The sequence below is a fragment of the Streptomyces anulatus genome (assembly GCF_014650675.1).
In the GTDB taxonomy this organism is placed as follows: domain Bacteria; phylum Actinomycetota; class Actinomycetes; order Streptomycetales; family Streptomycetaceae; genus Streptomyces; species Streptomyces anulatus.
The window spans coordinates 214057-228614 of the sequence record NZ_BMVK01000009.1 but is presented as its reverse complement, the minus strand read 5'-3'; the positions used below and the strand labels follow the sequence as shown (position 1 = coordinate 228614).

14 protein-coding genes are annotated in these 14558 nt (G+C 71.3%); 9 read left to right on the top strand and 5 right to left on the bottom strand.

Features of this window, described 5'->3' with window-relative positions; translation table 11 throughout:
• Positions 1 to 6 precede the first annotated feature (6 nt).
• The 9 genes from IE272_RS23165 to IE272_RS23125 all read left to right on the top strand — a co-directional run bounded on the left by IE272_RS23165 (position 7) and on the right by IE272_RS23125 (position 8506).
• The gene (locus IE272_RS23165; RefSeq protein ID WP_198544859.1) at positions 7 to 876 is read left to right on the top strand and encodes a cupin-like domain-containing protein; all 870 of its coding nucleotides are present in this window, start codon (positions 7 to 9) and stop codon (positions 874 to 876) included.
• Positions 873 to 2126: an 8-amino-7-oxononanoate synthase family protein gene (locus IE272_RS23160; protein WP_050362751.1), complete on the top strand. Its 1254-nt coding sequence runs from the start codon at positions 873 to 875 to the stop codon at positions 2124 to 2126. The genes IE272_RS23165 and IE272_RS23160 overlap by 4 nt, the downstream gene beginning before the upstream one ends.
• Complete coding sequence (locus IE272_RS23155) at positions 2123 to 2992, top strand: HpcH/HpaI aldolase/citrate lyase family protein (RefSeq protein ID WP_190007790.1); 870 nt, start codon at positions 2123 to 2125, stop codon at positions 2990 to 2992. Before IE272_RS23160 ends, IE272_RS23155 begins: the two co-directional genes overlap by 4 nt.
• Positions 2989 to 4014 carry an ornithine cyclodeaminase family protein gene (locus IE272_RS23150; protein ID WP_190007789.1) on the top strand — a complete coding sequence of 342 codons (1026 nt, stop codon included), beginning with the start codon at positions 2989 to 2991 and terminating at the stop codon, positions 4012 to 4014. Before IE272_RS23155 ends, IE272_RS23150 begins: the two co-directional genes overlap by 4 nt.
• Positions 4001 to 5359 carry a hypothetical protein gene (locus IE272_RS23145; protein ID WP_056704800.1) on the top strand — a complete coding sequence of 453 codons (1359 nt, stop codon included), beginning with the start codon at positions 4001 to 4003 and terminating at the stop codon, positions 5357 to 5359. Before IE272_RS23150 ends, IE272_RS23145 begins: the two co-directional genes overlap by 14 nt.
• 89 nt (positions 5360 to 5448) lie before the next feature.
• Positions 5449 to 6000, top strand: a complete 552-nt coding sequence (locus IE272_RS23140; protein ID WP_007454441.1) for a MaoC family dehydratase — start codon at positions 5449 to 5451, stop codon at positions 5998 to 6000.
• A 111-nt stretch (positions 6001 to 6111) separates the two neighbouring features.
• A complete protein-coding gene (locus tag IE272_RS23135) occupies positions 6112 to 6561 on the top strand; it encodes a nuclear transport factor 2 family protein (RefSeq protein ID WP_007454440.1) in 450 nt (149 codons plus the stop codon).
• Entirely contained in the window at positions 6558 to 7763 is a 1206-nt protein-coding gene (locus IE272_RS23130; RefSeq protein WP_190007786.1) for an MFS transporter, read from the top strand. The genes IE272_RS23135 and IE272_RS23130 overlap by 4 nt, the downstream gene beginning before the upstream one ends.
• Before the next feature lie 77 nt (positions 7764 to 7840).
• On the top strand, positions 7841 to 8506 hold the full coding sequence (locus IE272_RS23125) for an ATP-dependent endonuclease (RefSeq protein WP_190007784.1): 666 nt from the start codon (positions 7841 to 7843) through the stop codon (positions 8504 to 8506).
• 15 nt (positions 8507 to 8521) lie between these two features.
• Here IE272_RS23125 and IE272_RS23120 read toward each other — a convergent pair whose 3' ends face one another.
• The 5 genes from IE272_RS23120 to IE272_RS23100 form a co-directional block, all read right to left on the bottom strand.
• Positions 8522 to 9541, bottom strand: coding sequence for a LacI family DNA-binding transcriptional regulator (locus IE272_RS23120; RefSeq protein ID WP_050362758.1), 1020 nt, complete (start codon positions 9539 to 9541; stop codon positions 8522 to 8524).
• 262 nt (positions 9542 to 9803) lie between these two features.
• Positions 9804 to 10886, bottom strand: coding sequence for a rhamnose ABC transporter substrate-binding protein (rhaS, locus tag IE272_RS23115; RefSeq protein WP_050362759.1), 1083 nt, complete (start codon positions 10884 to 10886; stop codon positions 9804 to 9806).
• Positions 10887 to 10961: 75 nt separating this feature from the next.
• Entirely contained in the window at positions 10962 to 11960 is a 999-nt protein-coding gene (locus IE272_RS23110; RefSeq protein WP_056704791.1) for an ABC transporter permease, read from the bottom strand.
• Positions 11953 to 12993, bottom strand: a complete 1041-nt coding sequence (locus IE272_RS23105) for an ABC transporter permease (RefSeq protein ID WP_050362761.1) — start codon at positions 12991 to 12993, stop codon at positions 11953 to 11955. Before IE272_RS23105 ends, IE272_RS23110 begins: the two co-directional genes overlap by 8 nt.
• Positions 12990 to 14507, bottom strand: coding sequence for a sugar ABC transporter ATP-binding protein (locus IE272_RS23100; protein ID WP_190007783.1), 1518 nt, complete (start codon positions 14505 to 14507; stop codon positions 12990 to 12992). The genes IE272_RS23105 and IE272_RS23100 overlap by 4 nt, the downstream gene beginning before the upstream one ends.
• Between the last annotated feature and the right edge of the window lie 51 nt (positions 14508 to 14558).

Genomic DNA, 14558 nt, shown 5'->3' with positions numbered 1-14558 from the left:
GACGACATGGCAGTACCGGAAGTGGTGCCCGAGTCGAACGGGACAGCGGGTGTCGAGGTCACCCGTATGTCGTTCGACGAGTTCCTCGCCGTAGGCCCCCGGGGGCTGTACGAGGCCGACCGTCCCGTGGTGATCAAGCTGCCGGCCGACGTGCAGGGACTCGGACGCGACGAAGTGGCGGCGCGCCTGGCCGAGATGACCGTCACCCTGTTCACCGAGCCCGGTGACAAGAACCACCCCGGGCGCTGGGAGACACGGGACATCAAGCTCCGCGAGTTCTTCGCGGACGAGCGACACCTGACCAGCTCGGACACCTGGCACCGCGTGGTGTCGAACATCCGCAGCAGTCCGGCCGACGTGAACGCCGTCATCGGCTTCGACGCCGAGGAGTTCTTCGGATACGGCGACAGCCTCTACGCGGCCAACCTGTGGATCAGCCACCGCGGCGTATTCACCAAGAACCACTTCGACGAGTTCGAGAACTTCAACATCGCGCTCGAAGGCCGCAAGCGGTTCATCATCGCCCCGCCCGGCGTGCGGGAGTACTACCCGAGGTCGGTCCTGCGCGGGACCGGCGACAAGTCGAACGTGGTCGACCTCGACGACGTCGACCTGGTGCGCTACCCGAGGCTCGCGGCCAAGCTCGCCCAGCGCCGCGACTTCGTCCTCGAACCGGGGCACATGCTCTACCTGCCGCTCGGCTGGTGGCACCAGGCCGAGTCGCTGGGCGAGATGAACATCAACGTCAACTTCTGGCTCAAGTCCAAGAAGATCCTCCGCAGGCCGCATGTGCTCGGCGTCGCCCTGTACACGTACGCCTACCGGAGACTCAAGGGCGTCTACAGCTACAAGCCCACCGAGGGGAACTCCCGATGAGCGAGCGCAGGACCATCACCCCCACCCACCGCTACCGCAACAACGACAAACTCATCGGGATCGGCAACACCTTCTGGAACGAGTCCTACGAGAACGGGGTCGCGGGCATCGTCGGCGACCTCGACGACGGCGTGTTCCACATGGCCGACGGGCACGAGTTCGTCAACTTCACGGTGTGCTCCTACCTGGATCTGGACACCCACCCCAAGGTCATCGACGGCGCGGTCGCCTCGCTGCGCCGCTTCGGGGTGCTCGACCACTGCATCCCGCGCACCCGCGTCCAGACCCGGGTGCTGCTGGAGCTGGAGGAGTCGCTGGGCGAGCTGTTCGGCGCGATGGTGATCAGCGCGATCTCCACCGCGGCGGCCAGCACCGGGCTGCTCCCGATGATCGCGTCGGGGCACCTCGGCAACGGCACCAGGCCGCTGATGGTCTTCGACAAGAACGCCCACGTCTCGCTGGCCAACGCCAAGCCGAGCTGCGCCGACGAGAGCGAGGTCGTGACCTGCGGCCACCACGACCTCGACTTCCTCAAGGACATGTGCCGCACCTACGAACGCGTCTGCTACGTGGTGGACGGCTCGGACAGTCTCGGCGGCTACGCGCCCGTCGAGGAACTGGCCGAACTGCAGGAGAAGTACAACCTCCTGGTCTTCTACGACGACTCGCACTCGCTGTCCGCGTACGGTGAGCGCGGCATCGGCTACGTACGCACGCACTCCCCGGTGCTGGACGAGCGGACCATCACCGTGGCGACCCTGACCAAGGGGTTCGGGGCCGGAGGCACGGCGATCCTGCTCGACGGGTACCCCGAGGAGACGCGCCGGCTCATCGAACGGTTCGCGGGCCCGCTGGGTTACTCGCAGAAGATGAACGCCGCCGCGGTCGGTGCGGCGCTCGCCTCGGCCGAGATCCACCGGACCGAGGAACTCACCCGGCTGCAGGAGCGCCTGCGGTCCAACATCGCGCTGTTCGACTCGCTCGTCCTGACCGAGCAGGCCGACAGCACCTACCCGATCCGCGTGGTGCCGATGGGCGACGAGACGGTCGTCGAGGCGGCTAAGCAGGTCTTCGCGGCCGGGTTCTACACCTCACCGGTGTTCTTCCCGATCGTCGCACGCGGTACCGCCGGACTGCGGGTGATGCTGCGGGCCGGCCAGAGTGCCGAGCAGATCAAGCGGCTCTGCACCGCGCTGATCGAGGCCGGGGCGAGCCCGGCGGCCGCGCTCCCCGGGACGGTGACCGGGTGACCGGGGCGGCACGGGCGATTCCGCGCAGCATCCTGTACACGCCGGCCCTGTCACTGGAACAGGTGGTGAAAGCCTGGTCGTACGACGCGGACGTCCACCTGATCGACCTGGAGGACTCCGTGCCGCCCGCCGGCAAGCCGGCCGCCCGCACGGTCTGCCGGGCCGCGCTGGAGAAGACGCCGAGGCCGGGACGGGTCGCCGTGCGGATGAACGAGCTCGGCAGCCTCGCGGGGGTCCACGACGTCCTGATGCTGACCGACAGCCCGGTGAGGCCCGGCATCGTCATGATGACGATGGTGACCTCGGCGGACGAGGTCGACCTGCTGCGCCGGATGCTGGCGTCGGGGGGCGCGTTCCCCGAGATCTACGTGACGGTGGAGACGGTCGAGGCGGTCACCCGCATCGACTCCATCGCGCGCTCCGCCGACGGCCTGGTGCTCGGCTCGGCCGATCTGGCCGCCACGCTCGGGGTCGACATCAGCTGGGAGGCCATGCTGGCCGCCCGGCAGGCGATGGCGATGTCCTGCGCCCGGTACGGCACGGCGTGCGTCGACACGGCCAACTTCCGGCTCGCCGAACCGGCGGTCCTCGCCGAGGAGACCACCCGGGCGCGGGCACTCGGCTTCCACGGCAAGGCGACGGTGCACCCGGGCGAACTCGACGTGATCAACCGACTCCTGCGGCCCCGGCCCGACGAACTGGGACTGGCGCGCCGGGTGGTGGAGGCCGTGGCGGCGGCCGACGGCGGGATCGCCGTCCTGGAGGGCAACATGGTCGGCCCGCCGTTCGCCCGGCTGGCCCGCACCACGGTGGCGCGCGAGGACGCCTGGACGAGCCGGTTCGGCCGCGAGGGGGGTACCGCGTGAGCGCGCCGGTGATGGTCCGGGCCGCCGACATGGCCGGTACCCGGCGGATGCTGCGCGTGATCGACGTGCTCGGCGAGATGTTCGTCGACCTGGCCGCGGGCCGGACCCGCTCCCCGGCCCGCACGGTCGTCGAGCACGGCGACCGGCGCGTCCTCCTGGTCAGCCCCGCCGTCTGGGAGCAGCGGGCGGTGGGCAGCGTCAAGATCACCACGCTCACCCCCGACAACCCGGTACGCGGGCTGCCGCTGATCCACGGGATCGTCGCGCTCACCGATCTGGAGACGGGGCAGATCACCGCGCTGCTGGACGGCGCCGAGCTCACCGCCGTCCGCACCGGCGCGGTGGCCGCTCTGGCGACCCGCTGGTGCACGCCCGACGACGCCGACGACCTGGCGGTGATCGGCGCGGGGGTGCAGGCGCGCGCCCTCGTCCGGGCGGTGACGGCGGTGCGCCCGATCCGTACGGTCCGCGTCCACTCGCGCACCCGCGCCGGGGCCGAGAAGCTCGCCGACTGGATCCGCGACACCGCACCGCGGCCCGTCCGCGTGCAGGTCTGCGACACCGCGAGGGACGCCGTCACCGACGCGGCGATCATCTGCACGGCCACCTCGACCGACGACGGCACACCCGTGGTGGAGGCGGACTGGGTGGCCCCCGGGGCGCACGTGAACGTGATCGGCGGAACCCACCCCGACGCCGTCGAGCTCGCCCCGGCACTGCTGGCCGACGCCGTGACCGTCGTCGAGGACCGGACCGCGGCGCTGGACGGCGCGGGGGAGATCCGGGCCGCACTGGCCGACGGCCTGATCAAGGTCGAGGACCTGCGGGACCTGGGCGATCTGGTGAACGGCGAGGTCGACGTCACCGGCCGGACCACGGTCCTGCGCACGGTCGGCATGGCGATCGAGGACACCGCCGCCGCGGTGGCGCTGTTCGAGGAGTGCGGTACGGCCGAGCGGGGAACGGGCGGCCCGACCGCCGTTCCGCCACCACAGGAGGGAGAGTCGGATGGACACGCATGAGGACCTCGGTCCGGGAAACGGGCACCCGTGGTTCGGCGGCCACCGGCTGCGGCCCGCCGCGTCGGCGGACACGATCCGGCAGATGCTGCGGCACGAGCTGAGGGACACCGGCTGGCCGCACCAGAGGGTCCTTCCCGCGGCGCCGATGGCGATCCCGCGCGCGGCCTACGCCGAGATCTTCCGGGCGAGCGTCGCGCTGGTCGATCTGTTGCGCCGTGCCGCCCTGGAGAGCGGGCACACCACCGCCGACCGGCTTGCGGCCTACGAGATGCCCGCCGCCGAGGACCGGCTGTGGGTGAGTGACCCGTTCATCGAGGAGCGGTACGCCGACTCCGTGGTCCGTCCGGATCTGGTCATCGGGCCCGACGGGCCGCAGTTCCTGGAGTTCAACGTCAGCGGTGCGCTCGGTGGCGTGGTGGAGACCCAGAGCCGTCTGGCGGTGTGGCGCGGACTCCACGCCGACGAGGAGGGCCGGACCCCGTTCCGGTCGCCGAGCCCGTTCGCCGTACGCGCCGAGATGTTCCGGTCGCTCAGCGCGGAGTTGGCCGTGGCGCCGAGGGTGGCCGTCGTCGGCAGTGCCCGGGTGACCGGCGTCGAGCGGCGGTACTTCGAGATGGAGGCCGACTACTACAACAGCCACGGCCTGACCGCACGCTTCTTCGAACCGGAGGAGCTGCCCGAGGCGTGGGACTGCGCCCCGCATCTGCGTTATCCGGTCGGACTGCGGAACTTCACCATTCCGGACTGGCTCGACGCGGGCCTCGACACCACACCGGTCCAGGGCGCCCTGGACCATGGCTGTCTGCTGGTGGGCACCCAGACTTCGACCTTCCTGCACAGCAAGCTCACCATGGGGCTGCTGTCGGAGGGACGGCCCTGGATGACCGAGGGGGACCGCAGGCTCGTCGAGCGGTACCTGCCGTGGACACGGATCCTCTCGGAGCGCAGGACCGACCGGGAGGGTCAGCAGGTCGACCTGCTTCCGTTCGTGCTGAAGAACCGCGAGCTGCTGGTGCTCAAGGCCGCCCTCGGGGAGAGCGGACAACAGGTGACCATCGGCCGCGAGGCCGATCAGGCCGCCTGGGAGTCCGCCGTCGGCGAGGCCGTCCAGGGCCGCACCAGCGTGGTGCAGGAGTTCGTGCAGCCGCAGACCTGCCGGGTCGCGCTGATCGCCGACGGGGTCGACGAGCCGTACGACGTCGATGTCGCCCCGGTCCTGGGGCCTCTGCTGTTCGGCGGCCGGCCGGCCGGGCTGTTCTGCCGCTTCTTCGGCGACGGTTCCGCCGGGATCGTCAGTGTCCGAGGAGGCACGAGCAGCTCCGACAACGTGATGGTGGCGATCTGACGGCAGCACCCCCCACGCTCAGCCCGGTGGCGGCGTGCCCGTCCGCGCCGCCGCCCCTCATCCAAGTGACATCACCGGAGAGATGCCGCATGACCCTGCGTCACGTCAAGGACAACGAGTACGTCGAGGAGCACGGCGGGGACTACGAGGACTTCGAGCCGGGCATGGTGATCCGGCACTGGCCGGGCCGTACCCTCTCCGAGGCCGACAACACCTGGCTGACCCTGCTGACGATGAATCAGCACCCCCTCCACTTCGACCAGCACTACGGCGCCGGCGCCGAGTACGGAAAGGTCCTGGTGAACAGCGGCATCACGCTGTGCCTGGTCGGCGGGATGACCGTGCAGGCGCTGTCGGCGCGGGCGGTGGCCAACCTGGGCTGGGACAAGGTCCGTCTGAAGAGCCCCGTCTTCGTCGGCGACACCCTCTACGCGACGAGCCGCATCCTCGACAAGCGGCTGTCCCGGTCCCGGCCGGGGCAGGGGATCATCACGGTGGAGACCACGGGCACGAAGGCGACGGGAGAGACCGTCATCGTCTTCGAGCGGTCCTTCATGGTTCGCTGCCGTGAGCTGCCCGACCCGCCGAAGGGCCAAGGGCCCGGGGAGACGACCGCCGCCGTCGACGGCCCGCCCGCGTAGAGCACGGAGCCGCCGGCCCCGTATCGCCCCGTGTCCGTTCGGTTCCCGGGCGGCCGCCCGCCCGGCCGCCCATGAACTGCGGGCCGCCTGCCCCGCCGCTACGCTCGAACAATGGAAGACAGCGGAGCCGGCTCCGGGCCGCCGCCGAACGGCGCCGACGCCCAGGACCCTGCGGTACAGGCCCGGATCGTCGCCCTGGTGGAGGAATGGTCCGCCGCCATCGTCTCGAACGACATGGAGCGGATCAGGGCCTTCATGGCGGACGAGTGGGTCATCGTCTCCGAGTCCGGCATCACGGACCGGGACGCGTTTCTCGAATACGTCAGGTCCGGCGACCTGACCCACTCGGCGATGCGGACCATCAGCCCGTCGAGGGTCCGCGTCCACGGGGACACCGCCACGGTCACCGCACGGATGACCAACACCGCCCACTACGGTGGCCGACGTTTCGACGCCGACGAATGGGTCACTGACGTCTTCGTCCGGCGCGACGGCCGCTGGCTGTGCGTACTCACCCACATCACGCCCGCCGCCCCGACGGACCCGCCACCCGACGCATGAGCCGGACGACCGGCTCCGCCCACCGGAGGAAACGCCTCGGCTACCCGGCCGCGGCGGCCGTCTTCGCCATCGGCATGGCGGGCACCACACTGCCCACACCGCTCTACGGCCTCTACCGGGAACAGCTCGGCTTCTCCGAACTGATGGTGACCGTGGTGTTCGCCGTCTACGCCCTGGGAGTGATCGCCACCCTGCTGCTCGCCGGAAACGTCTCCGACGAGGCGGGGCGGCGGCCCGTACTCCTGGCCGCCCTGGGCTTCTCGGCGGCCAGCGCCCTGTGCTTCCTCTTCGAGGGCGGGCTCCCCGCCCTCTTCGCCGGCCGCCTCCTCTCCGGGTTCGCCGCCGGACTGCTCAGCGGCGCGGCGACCGTCACCGTGATGGAACTGGCCCCGCCGGGGCGCGCGGCGAGAGCCGGGCTGGCCGCGACCGCCGCGAACATGGGCGGCCTGGGGTGCGGCCCGCTGCTGTCCGGGCTGCTCGCCGAGTACGCCCCCTGGCCCCTGCGGCTCCCCTTCGTCGCCCACCTGGCGCTGATCGCCGTGGCCGCTGTACTGACCTGGTTCCTGCCCGAGACGGTCGCCTCCTCCCGCGTACGGGTACTGCGGCTGCGGCCCCAGGGTTTGGCCGTCCCTCCCGCGATGCGCGGCGTGTTCACCACCTCGGCGCTGGCCGCCTTCGCCGGGTTCTCCCTGCTGGGCCTCTTCACGGCGGTCGCCCCCGCGTTCGTGTCCGAGACGCTCGACGTGCACAACCTGGCGCTGACGGGACTCGTCGTCTTCTCCGTCTTCCTCGCCTCAACGGCCGGGCAGGCGCTCATGGGGCGGGTCGGCGAGCGGCGGGCCCTGCCGGGCGGCTGCTTCGTCCTGGTCGCCGGACTCCTGCTGGTGGGCGCCTCGTTGCTGTTCGCCTCGCTTCCCCTGCTCGTCGCCGGCGCGCTGTGCGGCGGCCTCGGACAGGGGCTGGCGTTCCGCGGCGCGGTGACGGCGATCAGCGCCGCCGCCCCGGCCGAGCACCGGGCCGCAACCGTGTCCGCCTTCTTCGTCATCGCCTACCTGGGCATCTCCCTGCCCGTGGTCGGCGTCGGCGCCCTCACCCTGGGCATCGGACTCAGGAACGCCGGACTGACCTTCTCCGGCTGTGTCCTGGCGCTCGCCCTGGGCGTCGGCCTGTACCTGGCGCGGCGACCTCCCGCACCCCGCTGACCTCCCCGGCTGCAGCCCTCGCCGACGTACCGGAAAACCCTTGCCGTACCCGCCGATCACGGTGCGAGACTGGCCCCGTGGACACAGCGACGCGCTTCCGGCAGACGGTCATCTCCTGGGCCGCGGGTGACGGGGACACGCCCGCGCCCGCCGAGGCCGGGGCCGCCCGTGAACTGGCGGCCGACCTGAGCCTGCGCACCGTGGTGCTCGTCGAGGGTGTCAGCGACCGGGCGGCGGTCGAGGCGCTCGCCGAACGCCAGGGGCGCACCCTGAGCGCGGAGGGCGTCGTGGTCGTGCCGCTCGGGGGCGCCACCAGCATCACCCGCTACCTGCGCCTGCTGGGGCCCGACGGGCTCGACGTCCGGCCCGCCGGCCTGTGCGACGCGGCGGAGCAGCGCTTCTTCCGCCAGGGCCTGGAGCGGACCGGCTTCGGCACCGCCCCGGCCACCGGCGACCTGGAGGCGCTGGGCTTCTTCACCTGCCACGCCGACCTGGAGGACGAGCTGATCCGGGCGCTCGGCACGGACGGCGTCCAGCAGGTCATCGACGACCAGGGAGACCTGCGCACCTTCCGGCTCTTCCAACGCCAGCCCGCCCAGCGGGAGCGGACGGTCGAGGCACAGCTGCGGCGCTTCATGGGGACCATCGGCGGCCGCAAGGAGCACTATGCGCGAGCGCTGACCCAAGCGCTGGACCTCGCACATCTGCCGGGACCGCTGGACGGACTCCTCTCCGACATCTGACCGAGGGCCCGCGGCTCAGCGCGCGGCGAGACTGGAGCGGCGCACCACCAGCTCCGGCTGCAGCACCACCCGCCGGTGTTCGTGCGGTACGTCCGACGTCCCGGTCTCCTCCAGGAGCAGACCCGCCGCCAGCGCCCCCATCGTCGCCGCCGGCTGCCGTACGGACGTCAGCGGCACGGCCGCCGCCGCCGCGAACTCGATGTCGTCGTAGCCCACCAGCGCCAGATCGCCGGGGACGGAGACCCCGGCGGCGAACAGGGACTGCAGTACGCCCAGGGCGAGCAGGTCGTTGGCGCAGAACACGGCGGTCGGACGGTCGGAGAGCCCCAGCAGCCGGGCCCCCGCGTCCCGGCCCGCCGCCACGTCGAGCCGTTCCGTCGGCAGCTCCCGCAGCGCGTCCGGGCCCAGGCCCGCCCCGGCGAGCGCGGCGAGCGCACCCGTACGGCGGTCCCGGACCTGGTTGAAACCGGGCGGCCCGCTCACGTACGCGATGGAGCGGTGCCCGGCGTCCAGCAGATGCCGCACCGCCAGAGTCCCGCCCGCCACGTCGTCGACCGACACCGAGCACTCGGTGGTTCCCTCGGCGACCCGGTCGACTAGGACGAACGGGATGTCGTGGCGCCGGAACGCCTCGATGTTGCGCCCGGTCGCGTCGGCGGGGGTCAGCAGCACGCCCCGGACCCGCTGCTCCGCGAAGAGCGCCAGATACTCCGCCTCCTCGCCGGGGCTCTGCGCACTGTTGCAGACCATGACGCCGAGCCCCGCCTCGCGCGCGGCGCGCTCCGCCCCGCGCGCCACGTCGACGAAGAACGGGTTGCCCATGTCGAGGACGAGCAGCCCCATGATCCGGCTGCGTCCCGCCCGCAACTGCCGGGCCGACTCGCTGCGGACGTAACCGAGGCGTTCGATCGCCGACAGCACGCGGGCCCGGGTATCGGGACCGACCGTGTCCGGGCGGTTGATGACGTTGGAGACCGTGCCCACCGACACTGCGGCGGCCCGGGCCACGTCCTTGATACCCACCGACCGGGCCATCAGACGGAGACCTCCAGAAGGGCGAGGGACGCGGGACTAGGGCCTGTCGTTTGGATCCTGCCGGGCTCGCGGGCCCCGGCACGCGCATCTGCGGCGTTGTCGTCAATCACCAACTTCCCCAAGCTCTCGGCTTCGCTCGAGCAGGGGAGACCCCACTCGCGTTGCCTCAATCCTCCGCCTTGCAGCTGCACGCACCGGACCCCGCTCCCTGATCCGGCCCGATCCAAACGACAGGCCCTAGCCCTCAGCCTATCCGCGTGCATCAGAAGTCGAAGTCGTCGATGTTGTCCTTGTCGAACACCGTCGGCTTGCCGAGGCTGACCACCCCGTCCTTCCCGATCGTGTAGGTGCCCAGGTCGCCCGCCTCGAAGGTCTGTCCCTCCGCGCCGGTGATCTGCCCGGACGCCAGGGCGACCGAGGCATGGCCGGCCAGCTCGCCGAGCTTCGCCGGGTCCCACAGCTCGAACGCCTCGACCGTGCCGTTCTTCACGTACGAGCGCAGGTCGTTGGGGGTGCCGAGACCGGACAGCCTGACCTTGCCCCGGTACTTCGAACCCGACAGGTACTGTGCCGCCGCCTTGATGCCGACCGTGGTCGGCGAGACGATCCCGGCGAGCTTCGGATGCTCCTGGATCAGCCCCTGCGTCTGCTGGAAGGACTGCTGGGCGTCGTCGTTGCCGTACGCCACCTTCACCAGCTTCACGTCCTTGTACTTCGGGTCCTTCAGCTCGTCCTTCATGTAGTCGATCCACAGGTTCTGGTTCGTCGCGGTCTGGGCGGCGGACAGGATCGCGATCTCGCCCTTGTAGCCGATCTGCTCGGCGAGCAGTTGGATCTGGGTCCGGCCCAGGTCCTCCGCCCCCGCCTGCGAGACGAACACATGGCGGCAGTCGGCCGTGGTGTCGGAGTCGTACGTGACGACCTTGACGCCGTTCTTCATGGCCTGCTTGAGCGCGGTGCACAGGGCGCCCGGGTCCTGCGCGGACACGGCGATGGCGTCGACCTGCTGCTGGGTGAGCGTGTTGACGTAGGAGACCTGGCCCGAGGTGTCGGTGGCGCTGGTCGGGCCGACCTCCTTGAAGGTGGACCCCAGCGCCTCGACGGCCTTCTGTCCGCCCTTGTCGGCGGTGGTGAAGTAGGGGTTGTTGACCTGCTTGGGGAGGAAGCCGACGGTCAGGCCCTTCTTGGTGGGCGCGTCCGGGTCCGCCTCGCCGGCGGATGCGGCCGGACCGCTCTCCTTCTTCACATCGCTCTTGGTGGTGCCCCCGCAGGCGGTGACGGCGAGCGCGAGGGAGGTGACGGCCGCGAGGGCCGCACAGGTGCGGCGGATCGATGACGTACGCATGGCAGGAGTCCTTTACGGAGGGAAGGGGGAGCGGGGCACGGAGCCGGTGGTGCGGTTACGGCGCGGAGCGCGTGGTCATGGGGTCGAGGCCGGAGCCGAGGCGGCCCGCCGGCCCGCCCGCGCGACGGAGATCCGGCGCCCGACGCGCGGGCCGAGCACGGAGACGACGAGCAGCACGCCGGTGACGACGATCTGCGACTGCGCCGAGACGTCTCCGAGGCTCATCACGTTCTGGAGTGCGCCGAGCAGGAACACGCCCGCGATCGCGCCGCCGAGCGTGCCCCGGCCGCCGTCGAAGTCGATGCCGCCGAGCAACACGGCCGCAACGACCGACAGTTCGAGCCCGGTGGCGTTGTCGAACCGGGCGCTGGCGTAGTGCAGCGCCCAGAACACCCCGGTGAGGGAGGCCATGAGACCGGTCACCGTGAACAGGATCAGCTTCTGCCGCCTGACCCGTACCCCCGCGAACCTGGCCGCCTCCTCGTTGGCCCCCGTCGCGAACAGGGAACGTCCGAACGGCGTCGCGTGCAGGACGAGTACGGCGACGGCGAGGAGCGCCAGGAACGGCAGGAGGGCGTACGGGACGAAGGTGTCGCCGATCCGTCCGGCGGCGAAGTCCAGGTAGGGGGAGGGGAAGTCGGTGACGGCGTCCGAGCCCAGCACGATCTGCGCGATGCCCCGGTACGCGGCCAGCGTTCCGATGGTCACCGCCAGCGACGGCAGCCCGAGCCGGGTGACCAGCAGCCCGTTGACCAGTCCGCAGACCACGCCGAGCAGCAGACAGACGGGGATGATCGCCTCGATCGGCAGGCCCTGGTTCCACAGCGCCCCCATCACCGCCCCCGAGAGGCCGGCCGTGGACGCCACCGACAGATCGATCTCCCCGGAGACCACCAGCAGGGTCATCGGGAGCGCGATCAGCGCGATGGGCAGGGTGTTGCCGATCAGGAACGACAGGTTGAGGGCGTTGCCGAAGCCGTCGACGAAGCCGAAGGACAGCAGCAGCACCACGATCAGGAGGGCGCCGACGACCGTGTCCCAGCGGACGGCGCGCGCGAGTGCGGAGTCAGCCATGGCGGGCGTTCCTCTTCTTCAGTGCGGACGCCACGCGCAGGGCGACGATCCGGTCGGCCGCGATGGCGAGGATGAGCAGGAAGCCGTTGATCGCGAGCACCCACACGGAACTGACGCCGAGTGCGGGCAGCACGCTGTTGACCGAGGTCAGCAGCAGTGCGCCGAGTGCCGCGCCGTAGACCGTGCCGGAGCCCCCGGTGAAGACCACGCCGCCGACCACGACCGCGCTGACGACGGTGAGTTCGTAACCCGTGCCGGTGCCCGAGTCGACGTTCCCGAAGCGCGCCAGGTACAGCGCGCCGGCGAGACCGGCCAGCGCCCCGCAGAAGGTGTAGGCGAGCAGGATCCGCCGGCGTACGGGAATCCCGGCCAGCCGGGCGGCCTCCGGGTCGGAGCCCAGCGCGTACAGCTCGCGCCCGCTGCCGAAGTGCTTGAGGTAGTACGCCGTCGACACCAGCAGGACCAGCGCGAGCATCGCGAGCCAGGGCACGGCCGAGATCCCGCCGGAGCCGAAGTCCACGAAGCCGCCCGGGAGATCGGCCGCCGTGATCTGCCGCGAGCCGACCCAGATCGAGTCGACGCCCCGGATGATGTAGAGCGTCCCGAGGGTCACGACCAGCGCGGGCACCTGGCCGAGACTCACGAGCAGCCCGTTCAGCAGCCCGAAGCCGACACCCAGCAGGACGGCCAGGACCACGGCCACCACCGGATGCCCGCCGCCCTGGAGATACGTACCGGCGGCGAAGGCGCTGATGCCGAGCGTCGAGCCCACGGACAGGTCGACGTTGCGGGTGATGACGACCAGCGACTGGCCGGTGGCGACCAGCACCAGGATCGTCGCGTTGAGCAGCAGATCCTTGATGCCCTGCTCGGAGAGGAACGCGCTGTTGCCCAGCTGGGTGACCACGATCATCACCAACAGCACGAGCAGGATGGCGAGTTCACGTATCCGGAAGACGCGGTCCACCAGCCGGGTGCTGCCGGAGGCGGGTACCGGCGCGACGGGCGCCGGTTCGGTCGTCGTCACCGTCATGCGGCGGCCCTCCCGGTGGCTGCGGCCATCACGGTCTCCTCGGTGGCGTCGGAACGAGGGATCTCGGCGGTGAGGCGGCCCTCGTGCATCACCAGCACCCGGTCGGCCATGCCGAGGATCTCGGGCAGGTCGGAGGAGATCATCAGCACCGCCACCCCGTCGGAGGCCAGCGCGCTCAGCAGCCGGTGCACCTCCGCCTTGGTGCCGACGTCGATACCGCGCGTCGGCTCGTCCACGATCAGCACGGCGGGCCCGGTGGCGAGCCACTTGGCCAGGACCACCTTCTGCTGGTTGCCGCCGGACAGGGTGGACACGGCATCGGCGATCCGGGCGTACTTCACCTGGAGTCTGAGCGCCCAGTCGAGCGACCGGCTGCGCTCGGCGCCCCGGTCCATCAGCCCCGCCCTCCTGGTGACGCGCAGCCCGGTGAGCCCGATGTTCCGCTCGATGGACATGCCCATCACCAGCCCCTGGGCGCGCCGGTCCTCGGGGACCAGGGCGAGGCCGGCGGCCATGGCGGTGGACGGGGCGCCGTTGACGAGCGCCCGCCCGGACACCTCGACCTCGCCGGCGTCCCACCGGTCCACGCCGAAGACCGCCCGCGCCACCTCCGTACGCCCGGCGCCGACCAGGCCCGCCATGCCGACGATCTCGCCGCGGCGCACATCGAAGGAGACGTCGGTGAACACGCCCTCGCGGGTGAGCCGCCGGACGCTGAGGGCCACCGCGCCGGCCTCCACGTGCTGCTTCGGATAGAGCTCGTCGAGGTCCCGGCCGACCATCCGCCGGACGAGGTCCTCCTCGTCCATGCCCGCCAGCGGTTCACTGGCGATCAGCGCCCCGTCCCGCAGGGTCGTGACGCGTTCGCAGACACGGAAGATCTCCTCCAGCCGGTGCGAGATGAACAGCACGGCGGCACCCTGCTCGCGCAGGGCGCGGACCACGCCGAAGAGCCGTGCCACCTCGCTGCCGGTCAGGGCGGCCGTCGGCTCGTCCATGATCAGGACGCGGGCGTCGAAGGAGAGGGCCTTGGCGATCTCGACGATCTGCTGGTCGGCGATCGACAGGCCGCGCGCCGGACGGTCGGGGTCGAGCGCGACCCCGAGCCGGTCCATCAGGGCGGCCGTGGCGGTCCGGGTGGCCCGGTGGTCGATCCGGCGAAAGCTCCGCCGGGGCTGACGGCCCATGAAGATGTTCTCGGCGATCGACAGGTCGGGGAAGAGCGTGGGTTCCTGGTAGATGACGGCGATACCGGCGTCACGGGCGTCGGCCGGGCCGTGGAACACGGCCGGCTCGCCGTCCAGCAGCAGCTGACCGGAGTCGGGCCGGTGCACTCCGGCGAACGTCTTGATCAGGGTCGACTTGCCCGCGCCGTTCTCCCCGGCGAGGGCGTGGACCTCGCCGGGGAACAGGTCGAGGGACACGTCCCGCAGGGCTCGTACGGCGCCGAAGGACTTGGAGACGTCCCTCAGTGCCAGCACGGGGGCCGGATCCTTGGCGGACCGGTGGGTCATCGGTGGCTCCTCAACGGCGCGGAGGGCGTCCTCACCGCATCGTGAAAGGTT

Bases quoted from the DNA above. Each gene is read 5' to 3' on its own strand.
- IE272_RS23145 (WP_056704800.1), top strand. From the start codon at position 4,001: ATGGACACGCATGAGGACCTCGGTCCGGGAAACGGGCACCCGTGGTTC.
- IE272_RS23140 (WP_007454441.1), top strand. From the start codon at position 5,449: ATGACCCTGCGTCACGTCAAGGACAACGAGTACGTCGAGGAGCACGGC.
- rhaS (WP_050362759.1), bottom strand. From the start codon at position 10,886: ATGCGTACGTCATCGATCCGCCGCACCTGTGCGGCCCTCGCGGCCGTC.
- IE272_RS23130 (WP_190007786.1), top strand. From the start codon at position 6,558: ATGAGCCGGACGACCGGCTCCGCCCACCGGAGGAAACGCCTCGGCTAC.
- IE272_RS23120 (WP_050362758.1), bottom strand. From the start codon at position 9,541: ATGGCCCGGTCGGTGGGTATCAAGGACGTGGCCCGGGCCGCCGCAGTG.
- IE272_RS23160 (WP_050362751.1), top strand. From the start codon at position 873: ATGAGCGAGCGCAGGACCATCACCCCCACCCACCGCTACCGCAACAAC.
- IE272_RS23105 (WP_050362761.1), bottom strand. From the start codon at position 12,993: ATGACGGTGACGACGACCGAACCGGCGCCCGTCGCGCCGGTACCCGCC.
- IE272_RS23110 (WP_056704791.1), bottom strand. From the start codon at position 11,960: ATGGCTGACTCCGCACTCGCGCGCGCCGTCCGCTGGGACACGGTCGTC.
- IE272_RS23135 (WP_007454440.1), top strand. From the start codon at position 6,112: ATGGAAGACAGCGGAGCCGGCTCCGGGCCGCCGCCGAACGGCGCCGAC.
- IE272_RS23100 (WP_190007783.1), bottom strand. From the start codon at position 14,507: ATGACCCACCGGTCCGCCAAGGATCCGGCCCCCGTGCTGGCACTGAGG.
- IE272_RS23165 (WP_198544859.1), top strand. From the start codon at position 7: ATGGCAGTACCGGAAGTGGTGCCCGAGTCGAACGGGACAGCGGGTGTC.